Source organism: uncultured Mediterranea sp. (assembly GCF_902493215.1).
Taxonomy (GTDB): domain Bacteria; phylum Bacteroidota; class Bacteroidia; order Bacteroidales; family Bacteroidaceae; genus Bacteroides.
In genome coordinates this window covers 33833-58758 of the sequence record NZ_CABUOL010000016.1, presented here as the reverse complement: position 1 = coordinate 58758, position 24926 = coordinate 33833, and the positions used below count along the sequence as shown (strand labels likewise).

Genomic DNA, 24926 nt, shown 5'->3' with positions numbered 1-24926 from the left:
TTATTCTACTACATTATAGCCTGACACCTTCAGCAAAGGCGCGTTTCCACGCGTATCCACATCTTTCCAGTGTACACGTACCACCTTCGTCTCGCCCGGCAACAACGCAAAGTAGTTGTCGGAATAGAAGATGGGAAGGAATTGCTTGCCGTCCTTGTCGCCTACAATATTCAGACGAACCATCAGAGCCGGAGTCTGAGAACGGTTCTCTACCGTTATTTCAGCCTTCCACTCACCGTCATCTCCCTTCTCATATTGAGTTTGTGCACGCAAGGAAATCTTCGGAAGCTGTTTCAGTTCCTGATAGTTGTTCTCCACCTTGCTACGATGGTAGAAGTTTTCCGATACAGTCTTTCCATTCTCTTCCAGCGTCAGCCTGATGAAATGAACCTGGCTCAACCCGTCGGGGAATTCCAGCTTGATACATTTCTCGGTCGTGTCTTCCCGGCTGTCTACCGAGGCTTCCTTTTCCCAAGCTACGGTGGCATCCATGTTGAGCACCTGTACACGGGCTTTCAGGCCAGGACGCAGTCCGGCATGATAGTTCACCACTTCCACTTCGTCGGTAGCCGGATTCCACTGGATATGCAACGGCTCGGAAGCCTTCTTGATGGCGAAATAGGCAGCTGTCGGTTCGAAATAGTAGTCGTACGTCTGCCATACCATCGAAGGCCAGCACGAATGGCTCATCCACATCAGCAACCCCATGCGGTTCTTGCTGCGCGACTCGAAGAGGCTGCGGTGGCCATCGTAGTTCACCCACTGGGCCAGGTCGGCAAATTCTTTCGCGCTTTCGGGCTGTCCGTAACCGGTAGCGATAATCTCGTTGAACGACGTAGCACCCTGAGCTCCCTCCAGCGTATAGTCGTGCATGCCCCACTGGTCGGACTGCGGCCAGATGCCTTCGGGCGAATAGGTGCGCAGGAAGCTTTCGTAGGTCAGCACATTGGGCATGCCGCGTTCGCTGTGGAACTTGTCGTTGCCGGTTTCCAGCGTGAAGTAGGTCTTGGCAGGCAACATGCGATAAGGACCGTGACCGCTCACTACATCGTCGGCCGAACTGGAGATGTAGTGCATCCCCGGATGTTCTTCCTTCACAATGCGACGCAGGGCCTTGTCGATGGTCTCGGGCGGGAAACCCTCATTGCGGCCGCAGTACAGGCCGATGGAGGCATGGCTACGGATGCGCTTCACATAGTCTTCGGCATTCGCGATGAACATGTCGGGATAGTAAGGATCGGGACCGTCGGCAGGATTGGCCAGCCAGAAGTCCTGCCAGATCATGATGCCGTACTTGTCGCAGGCGTCATACAGTTCTTCGTCGCCAATCATGCCCACCCAGTTGCGCAACATGGTGAAATTCATGTCGGCATGGTAGGCCACAGCCGTCTCGTATTCGCGTCCGCGGTAGTTGAGGTTCGATTCGCTGAAGCCCCAGTTACCGCCACGGCCGATGAAACGGCGTCCGTTGACGTAAAGGTTCAGTACACCGCCGTCTTCGTTGAACGTCATCTGGCGGATACCCACCTTGAAGTCACGGGCATCGGATACTTCTTCGCCCACCTTGAACGTAAAGTTTGCATCATATAAATAAGGTGTACCGTAACCGTTGGGCCACCACAGACGAGGATTCTTCACCTGAAGCTGGGGGAAGCGGTCGGCATCGAATACAACAGTCCGTTCTTCGCCGGCCTTCAGCTGCACGGGCTGCTCGAAGGTGACGTCGCCTACCCTGCCCTGCAGAACACCGCTCACGTCCTTGCCGTCATGGTTCTTCACCACCACTTCGGCTGTCAGACGGGCCTGTGTGGTATCGGGCAGAGCAAGCTGGGTCTGTACGTAGGGATCCTGCACGGTCACCTTGCCGGTTGTTGTCAGGAAGACGTCGTTCCAGATACCGATGTTACGTCCGCGCATGGTAGGTATCCAGTCCCAGCCGATGGTGGCATGGAACGTGGGGTTGTCCGCACCGAGGATACCGCCGTTGAAGTCCGTGCTCTGCTTGTTCTTTTCCTTGATGGCACCGATGTGCGCGTTCTTGACGATTTCTACAGCCAGCACGTTCGTACCTTCCTTCACGCAGTCCGTCACGTCGAACTTGCCACGGATGAAGGCTCCCTCCAGACGGCCTACCTGCTTTCCGTTCAGATAGACATTGGCCTTCCAGTTGATGCCGTCGAAGTTCAGGAATACACGGTCGCGCTTGAACGAGGCCGGCACATGGAACTCGTTGCGGTACCAGAAGTTGGAGTTGAAGAAGGACTCGGATATCATCAGCTGGTTATCGGCATAATTGGGGTCGGCCAAGGCTCCTACGTTCTTGTACGAGGTGAGCACCGTGCCCGGTACCGTAGCCGTCACCCATCCTTCGGGGATGTAGAAAACCGAAGCAATCTCCTCGCCACCGGCCTGTACCTCGGAAGCGCGCTGCAACTTCCAGTCGCCACCCGAAAGCGTCATTCTGTTATCCTTGATTTCAGACTTGTTCACCGCATAAGGCAGCAGTCCGCCACGTCCCATCACCTCCAGTTCGCTCAGGATGTAGCGTCCGCCGTCGGCCGACTGCTCCATACAGACACGCACGTAGCGGGCCTTGCCCTGAACGGCTATCTCGTCCGTCAGCCCTTCACCGCCGGGCAGCGGAGCCGCGTCGGTCCAGGTCTGGGCATCATCCGAAGTCTGGATACGTCCCTTGACGGCCTTGTTCACCCAGTGAAGGATGACCTTGTCGAACTCCGAATGCGACCCCAGGTCCACACTGACCCACTCCTCGCCTGCCGTGGCACTCATCCAGGTACTGGTGAAGAATTGCGAGGGTTTCAGGTCCACCGCTCCGTCGGCATTGGAGAAGTCCACTTCGTGGAAGGTCCACTCATAGGCACCTTTCATCCGCAGGCGGATGCGGTAGGAAGCATAGGCCGCCGTGTTGGTAAAGTCGAACGTTTCCTGCAGCCGGCGCATCGGCATGGATACGGTACCGGTCTGCTTGTTGGGGTCGTTCACCTCCACCCGTCCGGAACGGGCCTTGCCGGGCAGTCCGGCTCCCTTGTTCACGGCCAGCACGGTCCAGTTCTTGCCGTCGTTCGAGGCCTCCCACGTCATTTCGTAACCGCCCTGAGCCGCCTTGTCGTCGTAAATCAGGGTACCGGTCACCACCGCACGGCCGATGGTCTTGCTGTAATTGTGCATGTCGAACACGAAAAAGGCCTCCTCGCCGCGCACGGTATTGCGCGAATAGGGGCCTCCGTCTATCATCCACTCCCGCTCCCGCTTGGGGGCACTTCCTCCGGCAGTCAGGAGGTCGAAATACTGGGGAGCCTGATCGGTCACGATGCCGTCGGTCAGCAACTGCGAAGTCAGGTTATAGTCGTAGGCCGACGACTGGTACGTGGCACGCAGAAGGGCCAGGTTGCGATACTGGTTGCGGTCGGGCAACAGCTCGGGCGAGAAGTCTTCCTGCGGAGAGCCCGGATAGACGCCGATGCCTCGGGTATAGTAGTCGGAACGGAGGAACGAGTCTTTCGAAGCTGTACGCACATCGGAACAGCCGGACAGGAATGCCAGTGCCCCTACTCCGCTCCAAACGAGAAGTTGGGTATTCTTTTTATTCATAAACAACAGATTATTAATATATTAAAACATGCAAAGCGGGGCCTTTTCCTAAGACTCCCGCTTACAGTCGGAAGGGCAATTATTTAACAGACGATTAACCGCCTATTTAATACCCTGTTAGCCGAGTATCTAATGACCCGTTAAACGACTATTTAATACCCCATTAATCGGATACTTAACGGGCTGTTAAATGGGCGTTTAATCGTCTGTTAAATTTGGATGGCTGAATCTGCCTGAAAAAGCAGATTCAACCAAGGAAAATCCGACTTTTTTTCTCTCTCGCGAATGTTTGTTCCTACAACGAACGCGGACGGTCTGCTGCATCGGCACCGAAGGCCTTGTTCGGCTCGCTACCCATCTCGAAGGTCAGCGTACCGCCTTTCATGATGTCCTCGTAGCTGATGTAGCTCTTCGTGTAGGGCTGGCCGTTCAGGCGGACGGACTGGATGTACTTGTTGTCCTTGCTCACAGCCGGAGCCTCGACGGTAAAGGTCTTGCCCTGCGGCAGGTTGACCGTCACCTTCTCGAAGAGCGGGCTTCCGAAGACAAAGATTCCGTTGGACGGGTTCACCTGATAGAAGCCCAGGGCGGAGAGTACATGCCAGGCCGACATCTGGCCGCAGTCCTCGTTACCGATGATGCCTTCAGGCTGGTCGGTATAGAAGTTGTGCTGGATGTAGCTGATTTTCTCTGCCGTCTTCCACTGCTGTCCGGCATAGGCATAGAGATAGGCCACGTGGTGGCTGGGTTCGTTGCCGTGGGCATACATACCGATCAGGCCGCTGATGTCGGCCGAAGCATGTTCGCCCATGTCGCCTTCGGCCACAAAGAGCGAATCCAGTTTGCCCACAAAGCGTTCGTCGCCGCCCATCAGTTCAATCAGATCTTCGGGATGCTGGGGCACGAAGAAGGTATAGTGCCAGCCATTGCCCTCGCAGAAGTCTCCCCAGCCGTGAATAGACTGGAAGGGGTCGTAGGGCGTACGCCAGCTGCCGTCGTCCATCTTCGGACGGATGAAGTTGATACTCTTGTCGAAATACTTCTCATAGTAATGTCCACGCTTCAGGAAAGTGTCGTAGATGTCCTGCTTGCCCATCTTCTTCGCCATCATGGCCAGTCCCCAGTCGCCTACGGCATATTCCATGGCGATGGAAGTGGCTTCGGGCATCTTGTCGCAGGGAATCCAGCCCTTTTCCAGCACGAAGGGCACGCCGCGCTGCTTCTCGTACGTGGCCGAAGCGACCATCGTGTTCAAGGCACGTTCGGGGTCGAAACCCTGGAAGCCTTTCAGGTAAGCGTCGGCAATGACAGGGATGGCGCTGTAACCCGGCATCTGGTTGGTTTCACCTCCCACCAGCGGCCAGATGGGCAGCTTGCCCTGCTGGTCGTAGATGCTCAGCATGGAGTTCACCATGTCGGGTACCAGCTGCGGCTGGATGATGGTGAGCAGCGGATGGAGGGTACGGTACGTATCCCACAACGAGAAGGTGGAATAGTTGGTCCAGCCGTCTGCCTTGTAAATCTTGTCGTCGTGACCGCGGAACTCTCCGTTCACGTCAGCATAGAGTGTCGGGGCAATGAACATGTGGTACAGGCTGGTGTAGAAAATCTTCTTTCCACGCTCATCAGCACTTTCCACGTTGATGCACGACAGCATTTCGTTCCAGCGCTTTTCGGCATCCGTACGCACCTTCTCGAAGTCCCATCCGGGCTGCTCGGCCTCCATATTGGCCAGCGCGTTGGCACAGCTCACGGACGACAGGGCCACCTTGAGCTGCACGTTCTTCGGGTTGCCCTTGAAGGTGAGCACACCCTTCACGGCCTTGCCTGTCAGCGTGTCCTGGCCGGCGGGCGCATCGTCGTCGAATACGGCCACACTCTCGATCGGCTGCTCGGACTTCAGTACGAAGAATACCTTGTGCTGCGGGCTCCATCCCTTGGAGAAGCGGTAGCCCTCCACCGTATATTCGTCCACACGTTTCAGTCCGGTCTCGAAAGCGCGGTCTCCGTTCCCCTCCTTCAGGTTCACCAGCAGACGCGGCGTTCCTTCGGGATAGGTATAGCGGTGAATGGCCACACGGTCGGTAGCCGAGAGTTCGGCACGCACACCGTTGTCCATCAGCAGCGAATAGTAGCCGGGAGCCACTTCCTCGTTCTTGTGCGAATAGTAGGTCGAGCAAGAGCCTTCGATGTTGTCCTGTTCGCCGCGCGCCGTACGGACCTCGCCTACATAGGGCATCAGCAGCACGTCGCCCAGGTCGGCACATCCCGTACCGCTGAGGTGCGTATGGCTGAAGCCTATCAGCACGCTGTCCGAATAATGATAACCCGAGCACCAGTCCCATCCCTTGTGGATGTTCTGCGGCCCAATCTGTACCATGCCCAGAGGAACACTGGCTCCTACAAAGACATGTCCGTGCTCGCCCGAACCGATGTAGGGATCTACATAAGCAAGGTAGTCCTGGCCGGCCGCCCCGTTTTCTTTTTGTGAAACACATGCGGACGGCATCATAGCCAGCAGTCCGCACAGCACCACTCCTGTGGTAAGTGAAAGAATTTTCATATCGTTAGAATTGTTTGTTGATAATATCCGTTAGAGACTGTTCAGCAAATCCAATTTGCCGTCGTCGATCAGTTTGATGATCAGTTCGCCGAACAGGGTGTTCTGCCAGGCAAACCATTTGCGGGTAAACTTCTCGGGATTGTCCTTGTGGAAGGACTCGTGCATAAATCCCGTTCCGGCATCGGTCGCCATCAGCATACGGACGCACTCCTTGATTTCTTCGTCGTTCCGGCTGGTGAAAGCCTTCATCATGATACTCATGGGCCACACCATGTCGTAACCGATGTGCGGACCTCCGATACCTTCGCCGGCCTTACCCTTGAAGAAGTAAGGATTGTCCTCGCTCCACACAAAGCGGCGGGTGTTCTGATAGACAGGGTCATCAAGGTCGACATCACCCAGATAAGGCATGGCCAGCAGACTGGGAACATTGGCATCGTCCATCAGGACCTGTCCACCGTAGCCGTCCACCTCGAACGCATAGATTTTACCGTACTTCGGATGTTCGCAGGTCGCATATTTCTTCAATGCCTGCTCCACTTCGTCGGCCAGATCGGTACACTGGCGGGCCAAATCCTGCTTCTTGTTCACCTCCGTCAGTATCTCGGCCGCTTTCCTCAGGGAAGTCACAGCAAAGAAGTTGGACGGGATAAGGAAAGGCAGCGTCGTGGCGTCGTCCGACGGACGGAAAGCAGAAACAATCAGCCCCACCGGTCTGGCAGGCGCTCCCCAACCGTCGTTGATGGTAGTATCGGTGGCACGCTCGGTCTTGCGCTGGAAGCGGTAAGGACCTTTGTTCTCCTTGCGCTGCTGCTCCTTGAAAGTGCGCAGTACGTTCTCAATCGCCTTCAGCCAGTTTTCGTCGAAAATACTGGCATCGCCCGTCACCTTCCAGTAATGATAGGCCAGGCGTAAAGGATAGCACAAGGAATCAATCTCCCATTTGCGTTCGTGCAATTCGGGCTTCATGGCCGTACGGTCGGTTTCCCACTCACTGCCCTTCGCCCCGTCGTTGAAGGCATTGGCATACGGATCAAGATTGATGCACAGGAACTGACGGCGGATTACTCCTTCGAGCATCTGCTTCAGTTTCGGGTCCTCGTTGGCAAACTGAACGTAGGGCCACACCTGCGCACCCGAATCGCGCAACCACATGGCATGAATGTCACCCGTATAGACAAAGGTATCGGGCTTACCGTTCAGCACACGGAAATGTACCGTCGTGTCCAGTGTGTTCGGGAAACAGTTTTCGAACATCCAGGCCAGATAAGGATTTTTCAGGAGAGCCTTTATCTCGGCAATCTTCTTCTCAATGATATCCGACTGAAACAGCCGGTCTTCTTGCGACGGACGCTGGCTGATGTAACGGCCCACGTTGTCTTTGGGCGTCGTAAAGGCAACCTCCGGAAGCTGTTCCAGACCGGAAAACATTCCGCGGCAAGCCTCGGCTGCAGCAGTCCCCGACGTCATTCCCGACAAAATCAGGACAGCAGCCCATAGTTTCTTGTTGGTCATATATTTAATAGGTATTATTTGATTACAATTTCATCGGTAAACATCCAGCCCATCACTTCACGGTTCAGCAGTCCCTGGAAGTGGACATAACGGGCTTTTGCCTCACCTTCCCAACGGTAGTTACGGAAAGTCAGCCGCTCCTCAGTCACCGGAACGTCGGTAGCGATGCGCTTCATTTCGGTGAAATTCTGCCCGTCTTCGGACAAAGAGATGACTACTTCTTTCGGAAGCCAGACCTCGGGACCGCGCAGTTGCAGGAAGTCAGCCTCCACAAGCTTGACATCAGTAACTTTGCCCAAGTCGATAGTCACATCCACATCCTTGCACAAGAAGCCCTGCCAGCGACGGTCGCCATACGTCCAGCCACCGCGTACACCATCGGTCAGTGTCGAGTCGCCCGAAGCCGGATAGGCCGACGACCAGGGCTGGGCATACTTCACCGGACAATGCAGTCCGAGATGCTCCACGGGCTGGAGAGATTCGGGACGTTCGCCCACCTCCTTGCTCAAGTCAAACGGATGATAGCCCTGCGACTGCAACCATTTCACTTCCTTCAAGGCTGCTTCTCGGAAAAGAGGCCAGTCCTTGCGACCTGGCTCGGTCCAAGCCACCTCGGACAATGCCAGCAGACGCGGATAAATCATGTATTCAGCATGCTCCTCAGTAGGAATATACTCTGTCCAAACGTTAGCCTGTACACCTTTGATGAACGGCTTCTGAGCATCGGTCAGCTCGGCAGGAACCGGATCGTAGGAGTAAACCTTCTCCAGTGTCAGATAACCGCCGATAGCTTCGGGTTGTGTAGTGGGTGCATCCTGATAGGCATCCAAATAACAGAATCCTCCCGGAGTCATGATAACGTCGTGTTCGGCCTTGGCTGCCGTAATGCCACCTTGCTCACCCCTCCACGACATCACCGTCGCACTGGGTGCCAATCCGCCTTCCAGTATTTCGTCCCAGCCTATCAGCTTCCGGCCGTGATCGTTCAGGAATTTCTCAATTCGATGAATCAGATAACTCTGCAGCTCCTTTTCGTCCTTCAGCCCTTCCTTCCGGATACGGGCCTGACACTTCGGACACTTTTCCCAACTGCTCTTTGCAGCTTCGTCACCACCAATGTGAATATATTCCGAAGGGAAGAGATCCATCACTTCCAGCAACACATTCTCCAGGAAAGTGAACGTTTCTTCATTACCGATGCAAAGTTCTCCGTTCTGATAAGGCTTTCCCGAACAGGACAATTGCGGAAACACGGCCAGCACCTCTTCCGAATGGCCGGGCATCTCAATTTCGGGAATGACGGTTATATGCAGTTTGCGGGCATGTTCCAATATCTCACGCACATCATCCTGAGTATAGTATCCACCCTCGGCACCGGCTTCATCCTTACGGCAGTACTTACGGTCGCCCTTCCACCAGGCTTTCCAGTTGGGATACAGACGGTAGGCAGTCTCTTCTGTCAGCTGCGGATAACGCTTGATTTCCAGACGCCAACCGGCCCCGTCTGTCAGGTGCCAATGGAAACGGTTCAGTTTGTAACGGGCCATGGCGTCGAGTTGTTTCATTACAAATTCCTTCGAACGGAAGTGGCGCGACACGTCCAGATGGAGACCACGGTAACCGAAACGGGGATAATCATTCACGTTGACACGAGGCAGGGTAAAAGCCTCATCCGAGCCGTCGGTTTCGGCCATCTGAAGCAACGACTGGAAGGCATAGAACAAGCCTGCCGGAGTAGTCGCTTCGGCCCGTACGCCGTCAGCTCCCACCGTCAACGTATAGCCCTCGGCGGAAGTAATACCGGGCAAAGAATCCACCACCTCAAAATGAAAAGCGGCTTTGGCATCATCGGACGCCGTCAGACGGAAAGGCGAAGATTGAAGTACAGCTGCCAGATCATCCTTCTCACCTCCCGAAAGGTTGGTATAGAATGTCCCTCCTGTTGTAAAAGAATAGGTACCAGCCTGAATTTCCAACGTTTGCGGTTGGGGAATCAGAGCAACAGTTTTTTTCTCCGACGGACCGCAGCCCATCACCAGAATGCACGACAAAAATAAAGTCAGATGTATTTTCATGGTTATAATAATTAAATAAATATACACTTCACTCTTTAGCGGCCTAAATTACTAAAAAAAATTGAATTTCACCATCAGAGCAGCGTAAAATCAAACCAGTTTTTATCACACAAAGAGAGAGTGAGCCAAACGGGAAAAGAGACAACAAGCTGATTTCCACGCTGACACACTCTCTTTCGAACAAGTGTTCCGTTAAATAAATATTACTTAAGGAAAATGACTTCAAACAATTCTACGCGGCCTTCAATCTCTATCCGGACACATCCTTCCGCTCTCTCCATACGGACATAAGGACCACTCAAAACCGAATCGGAAAGGACCTTTCCATCGGCATCCAGCTGACGAAGCTTCGCATAAGAAGCACCTTTGACAGGACGCATCAGTAGCGTGCAAGCAGTAGTTCCTTCCGGCAACGTAAATGCCAGCAGACCTTCGTTGACAAACGAAGTGGCCGGCAATTCGTCGAATGCGAGCAAAGCATCCGGCTTTCGTTCAGATTCTACCGTAAAGCCCAGTTTTTCTTCGCGCACCGGATTTACCTCAAACGAACGGATAGCCGCCCAATTGGTTTTGGACGTATGGAGTTTCTTCAAACGCAGGTAACGGGCCTCCACAGGAGTACCGGTCCAACGGACAATATATTGTTTCTCCAGCGTATCGGACAGGGCTGTCCAAGCCTTTCCGTCCACCGAATACTCCAGTAGGGCACGGTCAAAATAATCCACATCGTCCTTCGAATTTCGTCCTTGCAGAATAAACACTTCCCATACCGGCTTCACCTGCCCCAAATCCACTCCTATCCAACTTTGGTCGTTCTGCGAGGTGCCCGAAGTATAATAGGTCGTCGTATCATTGTCGAACATCAGTTTGCTCTGTGTTGTAGCCAGCGTAGGAAACGAACCGATAGCCCGGCAGGTAGCCGGTTTCTTTCCGGCTTCGCGGATGTAAAATGCTCCCAGCAAGTCGTCCATTGCATGTTCATAGAAGGGCTGGAGCTTCATTGTGCCCATCTTGTGTTCATTGTAGGCCTTCAAATCCTCGGGTGTCATCAGGTTGTCAATATAGGTAGCCCAAAAGTCCACCGAATTACCAGTCTTATAGAGATTCATCAACTGCAACGCTTTCTTTCCACGTGTACCCAATTTTCCGAATTCCACCAGCCAGGGTCGAAGTTCGTCCATAAGCAACTGATTTTTACATTCAGCCTCCATCACTGCCGGCGTTTTCTCCACTTTCTCAAACTCCCGCAGCAAGGCATCGTAGTCAGCCTGCGTATAGGTATCTCCCATACGGAATGTCTTCGTTTCCCACGATTCGGCACGACGGTAACCGGTTTCGGTGTCACACGAATGGATGGCAAACGTCCGGTAAGCATCCTTCACTTCAGGAGCCAGCTCGGCCAAACCGCGTTCCCAGCTGTCGATGGCATTGTAACCGGCAATGTTCCAACCATAATCGGCCACACTGTACAAAGCGAGCTTGGAGGCTTCACCATGCTCCATCGGATTGCTGATAAGTCCACACACTTCCTTATCGGTCAGCGTAGTGTCCAATCCGTAAGTAGGTCCCTGCATGATGATATGGCGGGCATAATCGGTTACCGGGAAATTCCACCAGTAAAGTGCCGGACGCCGGATGCGAGAATTTACCCAGTCCATTGTCTCGCGAGTCAGGTCGCTGCACACCACATCGCCCGTCCAGAATACATTGATGGAAGGATCGAGTGTCTTGCCATAAATGGCCAGACTTCCCTTCGGAGTAGGATTGGCCCACAGCTTCGAATAATCGGTGGGGCAGACAATGAGCGGAGATACCCCTTCCTTCACCTTCACAAAGTCTTCATGCAGCCGGTTCAACAAAGCTGTCTGTTTGTTCGGGTTTGTTCCTTCGCCGGAGATATCATCAAAGAAGATGGCAAAAAAACGGACACCCAAATCGTACATCCAATTGAACTTGTTTACCAGATTTTGGTAATCTTCTTCATTCCATTTGATATCCTGTCCCGGGTGAATGGCCCATACAAAGTCCACCCGGTTACGGTTACAGGCCTCCACCAGTTCACGGATGTTGGCCGCTTCTTTCTCCGGATAAGGCTGGCGCCAGTTCGGGCAACTGTGATACGGGTCATCTTTCGGACCGTACAGATAGTAGTTCATCTTGAACTTTCCATAAAAATCGATGAGCGACAAACGAACTTCATGCGACCATGGTGTACCATAAAATCCTTCTACCACACCACGATAAGGCAGGTCGGGATAATCGTTCACCGTGAGGCAAGGCAACTTTCCATCGGCCGAGACCGGGCTTTCCATAACAGCCCGCAAGGTCTGCAAGCCATAGAAAGCTCCCTTTTCATCATAACCCGTAATACGAACACCTTTGCTGTCAATCACCAACTCGTAGGCACCCGATACCGGTTTCACCCCCTTCTTATTCGCCTGTACAATACCGAAATCAATCCGCAAATCAGCCCCTTTCTTACCAATGGTGAGAAAGTCCATTTCACTGGCCATACCGCTCTGTTTCCCTTTCAGGCGGAATCCTCGGCTGATATCAAGTACCTTTCCTTCAATCCGTTGCAGAGAATGAGGAGTCGGATTGATAATCAGGCCATGATGATCCAAGGCCTGACCCGGTACCCGATTGACTTCCTGCGACTCCGACCGTTGTGAGCTCAGGTCGAAATCATTTTCTTGTGCTGCCAGTCCTCCGCATATCAGCATCGAAGCCAGCAGTACGGGCAAAGTTCTTTTGATTTTTTTCATACGCATCAAATTACATATAATAATTAAACATGAATAATTCTATTTTGAACCGTCGGGATAGGGCAACATCTCATGGGTCGCTTTCAGCGAAGGCCGTTGAGCATTTCTAGCCTTCAGATAATCGGTCAGTTCACCCGAAAGTTCACGAACCTTTTCCGGCATATCGCCTGCCAGGTTGTTCTGTTCCGAAATATCATTCTTCACGTCGTAAAGCTCCGTAAGTCCGTTTTCCCAATGATAGATGAGATGATAATCTCCTTTCAGAATGGACGAATAAGCTCCGTAACCTTCGGCAATCTCCTGTGTTTCGCCCCACAAATTAGGGAAATGCCACACCAATGCTTTGTCCGCATCCACCTTTTCAGGATTTCTCAGCAATCCGACAAAGCTCTTCCCATCCACGGTCTGTACAGTCTCGTAATTTTGTATCCCCGCCATTTCGAGAATGGTCGGAAAGAAATCTTCAATAATCACCTTCTGTTCACAACTGCTTCCCGCTTTTGTCACATCCGGCCAATAAACCATCATCGGTTCACGTACACCTCCCATCAGGGCTGACCCCTTTCCTGCTCGGGCCGGATAGTTCGGGTCACGATTGGGCACTCCTTCCCGACAATATCCCAATGCCTGCCCTCCGTTGTCCGACATAAAAAGAATAATGGTATTCTGCGCCAATCCCGGTACACTTTCCAGATAGTCCATGATATCCCCCAGGCTCTTGTCCATGCCTTCGACCAGTGCCGCATACTTGGCTTCCTTTTCGCCAAGTGCAGCCTTCAGCTGTTCATCATATTTTCCCCGATAATTGTCGCTGAAGCGTTTGTCATCTTCGATGGGAGTATGTACAGCATAGTGCGACATATACAGATAGAAAGGTTGTCGGGCATCTACCGCTTTCTTCATTTCGGCTATAGCTTCCTGCGTCAGGGCTTCTGTCAGAAAAATATCCTTGCCATGATATTTTTCCAGCCCCGACACAGCAAATCGGGAGCCTTCACCAAAATTACGAGTACCAAGGTAACTGCCCGGAGCCCCATTGGCACCTCCAGCTATGTTGACATCAAAACCCATGTTTTTCGGATTTTCTCCCGGAGTTGTTCGAGCCCCGAAGTGAGCCTTGCCACAATGGATAGTATAGTAACCGTTGTCCTTCAAAATCTGCGGCAGTGGAGTGATGGCCGCGATGTTGTTGATTTTCCCCTCCATCGCAGCCGGTTGTATACCATTGTAATTCCACTCCGGTAGCTCCAACACTTCACTGGTCTGGTCGGTTTTCTGATCCAGTTCCAATGTCCAATTGGTAACTCGATGGCGTGCCGCATTCATTCCCGACATCAGGCTGCACCGGGTTGGCGAAGAAATTGCACAGGCATAAGCTTGCGTAAACCGGACCCCCATCCGCGCCATCCGCTCCATATTCGGCGTATGATAGCGTTTGTTCAGCAATGAGACCTCGTCACCATAAAAAGGTACAGAAGTATCCTGCCATCCCATGTCATCTACCAAAAACATAATAATATTAGGGCGTTCTGCCTGTTGGGTACACCCCGAAAGTATTCCCATCAGCCCGCATGCGCACAAAGGTGTAAAATATCTTTCCATAAAAAATATCCTTTCTTTAAACTTATCCATTTTTATTTATTCCATTAATCCTCACCACTCTGATCGGGATTCTTCTGTTTATAGAAATTCAGTCTTTCCGTCCAAGTCTTATCTTCCAGAGGAAAAACTTTATGCGTATTGGCCCATTCTATCCACTTTGTTTCCAGTTCTTCTACTTTATCAGGATATTTACCGGCCAAATCATTCGTTTCAAACGGATCAGTAGCCAGATCTATCAGTTCCCAGGCTTCTTTTCGGTTGGCTTTCACCAGTTTCCAATTACCATCAATAATAGCACACGAACTCTGATGTTCAAAATAGAGTGTCCTCGCTTCTACCGGCTTTCCTTCCGCAGCCGGGAGCAGACTACATCCCGGCAAATCGGCATGCTGAAAACTTTCAGGATAATCAGCTCCCCCCAAATCCATACAGGTAGGCAGAATGTCAATAATATGTGCCGGCTGCCGACAAATCTGACCTTTCATCTTATTTTTGTCTTTATCACCATAAGTCAGAATAAACGGTGTACTGGTACCACCTTGAAAGACCCACTTCTTGTAACTCCGATACGGCGTATTAGACAAGTCGGACATCAATTGTCCCAGATAACCGCCCTCGTCTGTAGCGCCATTGTCACTGAGAAACAGAAATACCGTATTCTCATACATACCTTTCCGTTTGATGGCTTCCACCAGTTTGCCGATACCCTCATCCATAATCTCTATCATGGCTGCATAGGTAGCCATATCTTTCGTCCATTGCTTCTGTTGTTCAGAAGTAAGTTCTTCCCAACGCGGTCGCCTGCCACCAAATTCTTTATTGAAAATCGGCAATTCCATATTGTCTGAAATCAACCCCATTTCTTTCTGCTTTTCAAAACGCCGACGACGCAAAACGTCATACCCCACTTTATAACGATCCATACACTTCTCTACAGCTTCAGCCGGAGCCTGTAGAGGCAGATGCGGAGCATAATGGGCCACATAAAGAAACATGGGTTGAGCAGGATCATGCCGGCTTACAAAACATACGGCCGAATCGGTAATGGCCCGTGTATAGTAATAATCATCCGGAACCGTTGTAATCCGTTCCAGATCATTGTACAATGGTTCAGGCTTATAATAGCTGCCACCACCATGCAGGCAACCATAATAACGGTCAAATCCGCGCTGCACAGGATAGCTACCGTTAGGTGAATCGTAAGCACCGGTAGTCGTCACATGCCATTTTCCACTCATATACGTACGATATCCGCCAGCCTTCATTACCTCGGCTATGGTAGGATAAGCCTTGTCAATCTGGCCGCGATACCCCGGCCGATGTTCGTCCACCTCGGCCATCCAGCCCATTCCCACTTCATGCTGATATCGGCCAGTGAGCAGTGCAGCCCGGCTTGGACAACTACGTCCCGTGTTCTTGAATTGGCTGAAACGGACACCTTCCGCAGCCAGTTTATCAATATTGGGAGTCTGGATTTCGCTACCATAGCATCCTATATCCGAAAATCCCATGTCATCACACAAAATAAGCACAATGTTAGGAGTGGTAGTATGTTGAGCCGCTACCGGAACGATACCGCACGAAAAAAAAGCAGAAAATAAAAGTTTGTTCATCATTTCTGAATTTAATTGCCAAATATAATAAAAATAAACCATTTTATCCTCACAAAAAGGCCTGCAAAAAAACAAACAGTCCTTTCTGACTGAAATTAAAAAGGATTGCTTGCGAAGTTCTTCAAGATTTCTTTTGAACTACAGCAAACAATCCTTGCCTTTTTACCTATACCTATTGTAAACTGAGACCCTAAGATGGTCCCGATAGAATATTCAAAAAATCCATCGGGACCTTTAGGATGCTATATGAATTTAAAAATCTATTTTTAGTTTTGAGCAGGTACACCAATAGGAGGAGTATCCACTTCTGTAGACCAACCTGGATTCTGATAGATAACAGAAGTGCTCAGGTCTTCCAGATTGCTTGCTGTCTGTCTGAAGTTCTTCACACCAATCGGTGACAGATAATGGGCTTCGCACCATTTGTAACCACGGTTATACAAATAGTGATTAGAGTTAGCTCTGTAAGGACAGAGGTATTTACCTGAGTTAGTTTTACCGGAAATGTTAGGACCATCTACTTCACCTTCACCCTTAAGTGCTCCCTCAGCAAAATCAGCCAATTCTTCCGACTCCCATAAATTCATACCCGATACACGATAAGCTTCGCCAGGGAAGTTTTCATAATCGAGTTGATCAAGTGCTCTCCAACGCTTCAAATCAGCCATACGCATACCTTCCTCTATCAATTCACAGCGGCGTTCACGACGAATGTTATACAACAGTTTCGAAACCTGTTTTCCTGCTGAATATACAGCCCAGTCGGTTTCAAAAGTCTGTGGGCCGTCCTTATAAGCTACAGCTTCCTGAATGCTGCTCGGGAATACCGTTGCATCGACCGTAATCATATAGTCTTCGGGCAGACCGGCACGTTTTCTCAGTTGTTTCCAATAACCCTGAGCTGTTGCATCAATGCTGTTACCACCGTTTTCAATACAAGATGCCTCCAAATAGTTCAGATAAGCTTCAGTTGCACGGAATACAGGGCAAGCCTCCGTTCCATAATTACCTTCACGATAATAAACATTTCCCAATCCTTTACGCAACATATAACCAGTATTGGCCTTACGCGTTCCATCCAACAAATTCAAAGGAGTTGACAAATAAACAGGATCGCCTGTTGTTTCATGATATCCCACCATTTCACCGGGAGTCATCATAAACAACTGCAGACGGCTGTCACGATTCTTGCGTACATTCTTTATAGAAGTGTCCGTATATTCCGGATGAGCATAAATAGGTTTACCATCTCTGAAAAGGAAAGTTTCCACATAATTACGGTTAAAACCAGTATTACCACCATTATACAAATAAAAGACTGCTGAATGCCCGATTGAATATTCATCATAATTATAAGCTCTCCACAACAAAATTTCAGGATAAGATTCCAAACTTTGGTCACAGAACTGAGCATAGTAAGGATTGTTCATCTTATACTGAGCATCTCCTTCAGAATTATCCCACAAGTCAACATTGGCAGCCGTATTGTTAGCCAAAGGAATAGCATCGGCCACTTGCTTGGCAGCTTCCTTGCATTCGGTCAGGAAGAAACTGATTTCTGTATCAATGTTGAAATCTCCCAAATCATTCCGATCGCCCGGCCAACCTTCACCACCGGGAACAAACGCTGTACCCTTGTGGTAAGTTTCCCAAGAAGCTTCATACAGAGCGACTCTCGACTTGAACAACAATGCTGCATTCTTGGTAATACGATTTTTACCACCATCAGGACTGTTGGACAACAAAGCAATAGCACGATCCAAGTCTTCCAAGATGAAACGAGCTACTTTATTACGGGGTTGTCGTTTGCTGGCAGCAATCAATACTTCATTATCATTGTCAAGCGTTTCGGTAATAATAGGGAAGTCACCCAACGCTTGTAACTTACCGAAGTAATTGTAAGCACGAAGGAAATAAACTTCACCCAGGTAATGCCCAGCACTAGAACCTGAAAGTTCACCGTTATCATAACGAGGCTGTACAATATTCAGGAAATAATTACAACTACGAATAGTCGTAAATTCCCAATTACCGTCTGTTTCCGGGGTTCTCCATTGTCCAGGAGTCCAGATAGTACTATATCCAGTACCTACCAAATTATCTGTATTGTTATCATTATCCCAGATGCCAACGATATCCCAACCACTATGAGTCGAGAAAGGATACAAAGCAACGGCATATGATGCCAAATCCGCTTCTGTGTAAAGAAAGTTTTCGGGCGTGATTTCGTCAAGCGGCTCTCTGTCCAGGAAATCGTTACAGGACGAGAAAGCAGCCACACCGCACAAAAGCCCTATGTATAATTTATTCAGTTTCATATCATTTCATTTTAAAAGTTAACATTCAGACCGAAAGAAATATTTCTAGATAAGGGGTAATTTTTACCGCTGTTATTCAAGCTTTCAGGATCAAATCCGTCGGGCAATCCAGTAATGGTAAAGAGGTTTTCACCCGATACAAACAAACGACAACGAGAAATTCCGACCTTGGCAGTCCATGCCTCTGGCAGGGTATATCCCAACTGCAAATTCTTCACACGCAAATAAGATGCATTGGACAAATAACGAGTCTGAGTATACGTATTCTTGCTGGAATCTTCCAAAGGACGCGGGAAGAAAGCATCTAAGTTTTCAGGGAAATAACCATCTTCGTTTGTAACTTCATTACCTGTTGTAAAGAAGTCCAAGTGAGAAACAAAGCAACTGGAATTCCAAGTACCACCCGAGGCACCGAAGTACATGTTTCCACCAATCCAATAGTCACGTTTGGCTGTACCTTGCAAGAAGATGCGCAAATCAAAACCCTTCCACTCAGCGTTCAAGTCCAAACCGAAATTAAAACGCGGAGTCGAGTTACCTATAACATAAGCATCACCCGGATCACTTTCGGTTGAACCCCAGGAAATCTTACCGTCTCCGTTACGATCTACATACATTACATCACCAGCACTCCAGTTGTTACCCCAAGTCACACCACCATTCGGCAGGTTGGCCAGGTAGGCATCCATTTCTTCCTGAGTCTTGGCAATGCCCAACGTTTCCAATCCCCAGATTTCATTCAAGTACTGACCTACACGCCAAGTACTCAACGAACCGTCAACATTCGGATAATCCAAAATCTTCTGACGGGCATCCGAAAGAATGAAACGTGCACCATAGCTAAAATCACCAATACGGTCTCTCCAAGATACTTCCAAATCAAAACCTCTCGATACCATCTCAGCATTATTCATCTTAGGAGGTGTCGTACCCAACGTTGCAGGACGCTCAGGCGCAGGTCCTACCATATCCTTTGTCGTACGGTTGAACCAGTCAAATCCTACTGTCAGACGGTTTCTGAACATAGCCAGTTCGAAACCGATGTTCCAAGACTGCATAGTTTCCCATCCCAACAGAGAAGTACCCAAACCAGGATAAGAAGAAGTATTTGGCTTTTCATTATTAATTAACCAAGAACTACCTTTGGCAGTAAAAGGCATACGTAAAATGTACGGATACAAATCTTGAGTGTTCTGGTTACCCAATTCACCCCATGATCCTTTCACCTTAAACGTATTTACATAGTCAAGCAACGGTTCCCAAAAAGCCTCCTGTGCCAAGTTCCATCCGGCTGAGAAAGAGGGGAACCAATTCCAACGTTGATTACGGTTAAAACGAGATGTTCCATCATAACGAATATTCGCCTCAAACAGATAACGGCCTTTATAGTCATAGTTCAAACGACCAAAGAATCCGGCAGTTGCCCAATGAGTTAAAGCAGCATCCACATATTCTTTACCTGTAGCAGTTGCAATGTTGGGTACATTTTCTGTAATCAAATCATCTTTTCGTCCCCACATATAACGATATTTATTCAACTCAGCCTGGAAACCAGCCATTACCTTGAAATTATGAGCATCTTTCAACGTAAAAGAATAATCCGAATAAATATTAGTATTGAAATAATTATTGCGAGAACTATTTTCACCTACATAATTGGTCGGACGATTAGTATGCCATGATGTAGAACCATCTACATGGGTTCTTGGTAATTTAAACCATTCTGTATGTTGGAATTCATCCGTTATATTATAGTTCAATTCTCCGTATATATTCCAATTTTCCAACGGTGTAGCCACTAATTGTAATTGTTGGTATACATAATCGGTCTGCCTGTCCTTATTTCCGCCATAAGCCAACGGCACCGTAAGTGTATTAGAAGCCATTGATCCGTCCGGATTGTATTCCGGTTCCATCGGCCAACGCTTCGCCATATTATAATAAAGCGATCCATTAGACTCATCATCCAAAGCTGATGGGGTTGTAAAGTCCTTACGAATATACTTCACATTGTACGTAGCTTTCAACCAAGGGAATAATTCAGCTGTAATTTTGGATGTCACAGTATAACGTTTCATCTTATCCGGATTGATAGCAATGATACCTTCCTGTGACAGATAATTTGCCGACAAATAATACTGAATTTTTTCTGAACCACCGCTGGCGCTGATATTGTGTTCCTGCTGGAAAGAAGTATCTCCATACAACACGTCGTACCAATCGGTATTAGTATTTCCAATCCACCACCAGTTGTTCGGGTTCTGAGGATCTGGATCGGCCGTTGCTACTGTTGGGTCACCGGCCATATACCGCTGGAATTTGTCCAACTGTTCGTCCGAGAATTGAGGTGCCAAACCATCATTAGCACGCATCAGATTGAAGTAACGTGCATACGTATAAGAATCGGCCACATCGGGCATGTTGATGGAACGGGTAAAACGGAAGTTGTTGTTATAACTTACAGATGTCTTACCTGCCTTACCTTTCTTGGTAGTCACCAATACCACACCGAATGCTGCTCTTGAACCGTAAATGGAAGAAGCAGAAGCATCTTTCAGTACAGAAATGTTCTCGATATCGGCAGGGTTAATAGCATTGAGATTACCCTCGGCACCATCGATCAATACCAACGGACTGGCATTCGAACCGTCGCCGATGGTACCCGTACCGTGGATATCAAAATTCAGGTTACTGTCCAGACGACCACCGTTGCTATACGAGAAGTTCATACCGGCTACCATACCTTGCATGGCCTGAGCCACGGTTGTAACCGGACGTGCTGTCAGTTCCTCAGAGTTCATGGTCGAGACAGATCCCGTCAGGTTCACCTTCTTCTGGGTACCGAAACCTACGACAACCACTTCGTCGAGCAATTGTGTATCATCTTTAAGGGTAATGTTCAAAGGCGTACCGTTCCATACCACTTCCTGCATCTGATAACCTACAAAAGAGATCTGAATTGTGGTACCTCTTTCTACATTGGGCAGTGAAAAATTACCGTCGATGTCGGTTATGACACCATTACTTGTACCTTTCACTACAACAGATGCACCGATTACAGGTTCACCGTTTGAATCTTTTACCATACCTTTACAGGGTTGTCCCTGTAAAACTACATTTGCAGCCGATACCTTGTCTGCAGGTACCGCATTCGCTATCCCTGTAGATACCATTCCCAGGCATAGCAGCAAGCTGACTTTTCTAAAATTTCTAATCATATTGTTATTAAATTTAAGATTTTCCCCGTTTTGCCGGGGAACGTTCATCTTTAATTTCTATTCAAAATCACTCTGTTGTTTTTCCACTTCCTTCAACTTCAACTGATTCAGTTCCTGCTGGAGCTTACGGACCGTTTCCTCACAATCGGTGGTGACCGACTGACGTCCTTTCTTGTCACTCGCAGCTTGTTTCTTCATTTGGTTCAGCCCATTACTATCAGCAACTAAAGGATGAACAGCAGAGTGAGTATCAATGATCAACTCGGCCGACAGCGGCGTGTGCTTACCCTGTAAAGTAACAAAAGCCTTCACTTTCACTGTACCAGGAGTCGTAGTGGAACGCAACAATACCGGTGCTGTCCCCCATTGTACCGGGCGAGGATTTGTAAAAGTTTCCGCATCGCCCACCAATTCAGCAGGTCCTTCCACTTCAAACCGAATATGGTAATTGTTCAGCCGTTTGATAACACCCTTGTCATCGGCAACAGCAGCCACTACCGTCACGAGATCAGAACCATCAGCCGTCATTTCGACCTGTTCATTGTCAACCCACAACAAAAGTTTGGACGGACGACGCGAAGGAGTCACCTTATGGGTTGCTACTACCCGACCGTTTATCAAACCTTCGGCCAACAGATAGGAATCATCCTGCTTCCTGCTACGAGACAATTGTTTGTCATACATCACGTTCCAGACATTCGGGAAAGTAATGACCGGCGAAGGCATGCCTTCGTCAGATGACTGTTTCTTGTAAGTAAACTGCTTGCCATCTTTACAATATGTGAGACGCACTTCGTCACAATTACTGTATACTGTAATATCCTTAGGTGAAAAAGGTGTCATGGCATTGGCGATATAAACCATCGGTCCGGTTTCTGAAACCAATTGATCGTTCACTTCAGCTGGGCGCTGTGCACAAAACATATAATAAGACAACTTGGGCTGACGGAACGCATCCATGATACCACCATAGAAAGGATCGGGATGATAACCGCGCTGATGGTCAAACGAATGCCACAAACAACCACCCATGTGCTGACGCGGATTGCGATAAAGCAAGTCGTAATTGGTATGCTGATAATCGGTCTTGGCATACCCCTGTGCCTGTACCAGCATAGGCACTTCCCCCCATGCACGGTTCACACGACTAGGAGAATTATGTGAATTCCAGTCATCCACATTGTCGCCCCACTCACGGGTAAAATAAGCGACATTGGGATCCAACGCTTCTGTGTTAAAAGCCCCTCCTCCACCATTCAGCGGATGGCTGAAAAGTATCGGAAAATATTCATGTCCACGAGCCGTTGCATCACAACCTGCATAACAATAAGGATAAGGATATTCCGACTGCAAAACATCAAGCACATTCCTGGCAAAATCCTCGGGATACCAGGTCTCGTTCAAGATAGGTTCCCACATCCATACAGAAGGATGATTGCGGTCACGTCTTACCATGTTACGGATGTCATTATAAACCCTCTCCGCAAAAATAGGTTCGTCGTTCCAGAATTGCCATCCGGGTGTATTGACAATGACAAACAATCCCAGTTCGTCGCAGGCATCCATAAAGGCGGGATCCTGCGGATAATGGGCATTACGGATTACTCGCAAGCCTGCATCGCGCAGCTTCTTGGCATCACGCCAATGAAGACTGTTGGAAAGAGCATTACCTACGACAGCAAAATCTTGATGACGATTAGCACCGATCAACGGATAAGGTTTCCCATTGAGCCAAAAACCGTCCTTTCCCTTGAACTCCACACTGCGGATACCCACACGGCGGCGATAACCATCAACCACCTTACCTTGTCGGTCCACAACCTTGACATGCAACTGATACAAGTAGGGGGAATCGGGTTCCCACAAATGAGGTTGGGAAACCTTCATGGAAGCAGAAGCCTTACGCGCCTTTCCACGGCCCACTGAAACAGATTTTTCAGCCATCTGTACCAGTTTGTTTTCCTTATTATACAGTTCGAACACGGCTTTACCCGTAAAAGCTTTGTCTGACAAATTGCGTACATGAAGATCCAGCCGTACTTCGGCTTCCTGTTCGCCAATGGCACCAAAAGACACAAACAGACCGCCACCAGCCGTTACGTTCTCATAATTGGGATCGGTAATAAACACATTGTTGTGAGCCACCAGCCAGCAATCTCGGTAGATGCCTCCAAAATAAGCAAAATCCAACATATCCTGTGGTTTTCCAGGAGGATAAATGGGGTCGTCACTGTTGTCAGCCCACACGGCAATTACATTGTCTTCTCCAGCTTTCAAATGGGAAGTAATGTCGGCTATCACAGGCAAATATCCACCAAAATGCTCTTTGACCAATGTGCCGTTAACCCACACTTTCGATTTTCCCATAATCGCTTCGAAGTGCAGAAACAAGCGTTTTCCGGTCCAACTTTCTTCCGGTGTGAAATGCTTGCGGTACCAAACACCACCCTGATAATTGACACATCCGCTGGCTTCAGTAGGTAAATACTCTATTCCATTGGGTAATGAGACCAATGTCCACTCACTGTCATCAAAATTTTTCTGTTCAGCTCCATCAACGTTTCCCTTATAGAAACGCCAGGCAGGATTCATACTGTAAACAGTCCTTCCCGTATGAGGCAGTTCAAAAAAGCCAGCTGTGGAAAATTCAGGCTGATGAGCTGCATGTAATGGGTTAAACGCCCAAAGCAGCGCGAGGCAAACAGCCCATCTGATTATAGTGATTTTATTTCTCATATTATATATTTAGTATTATCATTCGTCAGTTGACTCAGGCTCCTACTCAAAAACAGTCCATAAATACAGACTCATTTTTGACAATGCAAAAATAGAGGAACCAACATTATTGAAGTTCCATTCACAACTATTAAACTTTCAATTTTGACTAATAGCTAAAACTAGAAGCATTATAAATCATTTTTGGAAGCTCTATATTTTTCCCTACATTTGAATTAATTCCATTATCAATGTTTCAAATAAATTTTCTACATTTGCTTAACTTTATTCAAAAGACAGAAAAAATGAGAAAACTTATATTACAGTTTTTTGAAATAATATTTTCCCTGCTTATTCCGGTAACTATATCGGCAAATCCAGACTATGATTTCACACAAATCAATTTTGACCGGGGTATCCCTTCACGCGTCAGTTATGTATACGAAGACAACAACAGCCTTATTTGGATGAGTACTTACGAAGGGTTATTGCGATACGATGGAAAAAGGTTGAAATCATATCATTTCGATTCAGGAAACAATCAAATGGCATCCAATATCGAAATCCTGCAAATCATGGAAGATGAAAAGCAACAATTATGGGTATTGACGAACCAAGGAGTATTCCTATATTCTGCAAAACACGACAAATTCACTCCATACACATGGAAAAACCAACTACTACAAGCCACTTCCGCCTGTAAAATAGACGACGGTATTATTTTCGGCGGAACAGACACTCTTTACCATTATTCATACGGACAGGGTGAGATTACAAAATCCGAGCATCTGAAAACAAAAAACTTTCAAGTCCTTCAGCTGAAACTCTGGAACTCTCATATTCTTGTATGTTCGAATCGCAACAGAACTGTACTGTTCTACGATTTGAAAGAACAGAAAGAGTTTTCTCTTCCAATCGACCAATCCAACA

Annotated in this window: 10 protein-coding genes; all 10 read right to left on the bottom strand. The window is 48.8% G+C overall.

The genetic code is table 11. From position 1 onward, the window contains the following. Entirely contained in the window at nucleotides 1–3612 is a 3612-nt protein-coding gene (locus tag RDO88_RS10155; protein WP_307759257.1) for a sugar-binding domain-containing protein, read from the bottom strand. Nucleotides 3613–3907: 295 nt separating this feature from the next. Next, on the bottom strand, nucleotides 3908–6124 hold the full coding sequence (locus RDO88_RS10150) for a GH92 family glycosyl hydrolase (RefSeq protein WP_374043938.1): 2217 nt from the start codon (nucleotides 6122–6124) through the stop codon (nucleotides 3908–3910). 81 nt (nucleotides 6125–6205) lie between these two features. Continuing rightward, nucleotides 6206–7606 carry a glycoside hydrolase family 125 protein gene (locus tag RDO88_RS10145; RefSeq protein WP_374043937.1) on the bottom strand — a complete coding sequence of 467 codons (1401 nt, stop codon included), beginning with the start codon at nucleotides 7604–7606 and terminating at the stop codon, nucleotides 6206–6208. A 98-nt stretch (nucleotides 7607–7704) separates the two neighbouring features. Then, nucleotides 7705–9765, bottom strand: a complete 2061-nt coding sequence (locus tag RDO88_RS10140; RefSeq protein WP_307759256.1) for a family 20 glycosylhydrolase — start codon at nucleotides 9763–9765, stop codon at nucleotides 7705–7707. A gap of 203 nt (nucleotides 9766–9968) precedes the next feature. Next, entirely contained in the window at nucleotides 9969–12536 is a 2568-nt protein-coding gene (locus RDO88_RS10135; RefSeq protein ID WP_374043935.1) for a beta-N-acetylglucosaminidase domain-containing protein, read from the bottom strand. A 33-nt stretch (nucleotides 12537–12569) separates the two neighbouring features. Then, nucleotides 12570–14132 carry a sulfatase-like hydrolase/transferase gene (locus RDO88_RS10130; protein ID WP_307759254.1) on the bottom strand — a complete coding sequence of 521 codons (1563 nt, stop codon included), beginning with the start codon at nucleotides 14130–14132 and terminating at the stop codon, nucleotides 12570–12572. Between the two features lie 44 nt (nucleotides 14133–14176). Beyond that, a complete protein-coding gene (locus tag RDO88_RS10125) occupies nucleotides 14177–15745 on the bottom strand; it encodes an arylsulfatase (RefSeq protein WP_374043936.1) in 1569 nt (522 codons plus the stop codon). Between the two features lie 266 nt (nucleotides 15746–16011). After that, nucleotides 16012–18063 carry a RagB/SusD family nutrient uptake outer membrane protein gene (locus RDO88_RS10120; RefSeq protein ID WP_307759252.1) on the bottom strand — a complete coding sequence of 684 codons (2052 nt, stop codon included), beginning with the start codon at nucleotides 18061–18063 and terminating at the stop codon, nucleotides 16012–16014. 11 nt (nucleotides 18064–18074) lie between these two features. Next, nucleotides 18075–21329, bottom strand: coding sequence for a SusC/RagA family TonB-linked outer membrane protein (locus RDO88_RS10115; protein ID WP_307759251.1), 3255 nt, complete (start codon nucleotides 21327–21329; stop codon nucleotides 18075–18077). Nucleotides 21330–21338: 9 nt separating this feature from the next. Continuing rightward, complete coding sequence (locus RDO88_RS10110; RefSeq protein WP_307759250.1) at nucleotides 21339–24017, bottom strand: glycoside hydrolase family 2 TIM barrel-domain containing protein; 2679 nt, start codon at nucleotides 24015–24017, stop codon at nucleotides 21339–21341. Nucleotides 24018–24926 lie beyond the last annotated feature (909 nt).

Excerpts from the sequence above, each read along its gene's own strand:
- RDO88_RS10125 (WP_374043936.1), bottom strand. The coding sequence starts at position 15,745 with ATGAACAAACTTTTATTTTCTGCTTTTTTTTCGTGCGGTATCGTTCCG.
- RDO88_RS10115 (WP_307759251.1), bottom strand. The coding sequence starts at position 21,329 with ATGAACGTTCCCCGGCAAAACGGGGAAAATCTTAAATTTAATAACAAT.
- RDO88_RS10155 (WP_307759257.1), bottom strand. The coding sequence starts at position 3,612 with ATGAATAAAAAGAATACCCAACTTCTCGTTTGGAGCGGAGTAGGGGCA.
- RDO88_RS10135 (WP_374043935.1), bottom strand. The coding sequence starts at position 12,536 with ATGCGTATGAAAAAAATCAAAAGAACTTTGCCCGTACTGCTGGCTTCG.
- RDO88_RS10130 (WP_307759254.1), bottom strand. The coding sequence starts at position 14,132 with ATGGAAAGATATTTTACACCTTTGTGCGCATGCGGGCTGATGGGAATA.
- RDO88_RS10150 (WP_374043938.1), bottom strand. The coding sequence starts at position 6,124 with ATGATGCCGTCCGCATGTGTTTCACAAAAAGAAAACGGGGCGGCCGGC.
- RDO88_RS10145 (WP_374043937.1), bottom strand. The coding sequence starts at position 7,606 with ATGTTTTCCGGTCTGGAACAGCTTCCGGAGGTTGCCTTTACGACGCCC.
- RDO88_RS10120 (WP_307759252.1), bottom strand. The coding sequence starts at position 18,063 with ATGAAACTGAATAAATTATACATAGGGCTTTTGTGCGGTGTGGCTGCT.
- RDO88_RS10140 (WP_307759256.1), bottom strand. The coding sequence starts at position 9,765 with ATGAAAATACATCTGACTTTATTTTTGTCGTGCATTCTGGTGATGGGC.
- RDO88_RS10110 (WP_307759250.1), bottom strand. The coding sequence starts at position 24,017 with ATGAGAAATAAAATCACTATAATCAGATGGGCTGTTTGCCTCGCGCTG.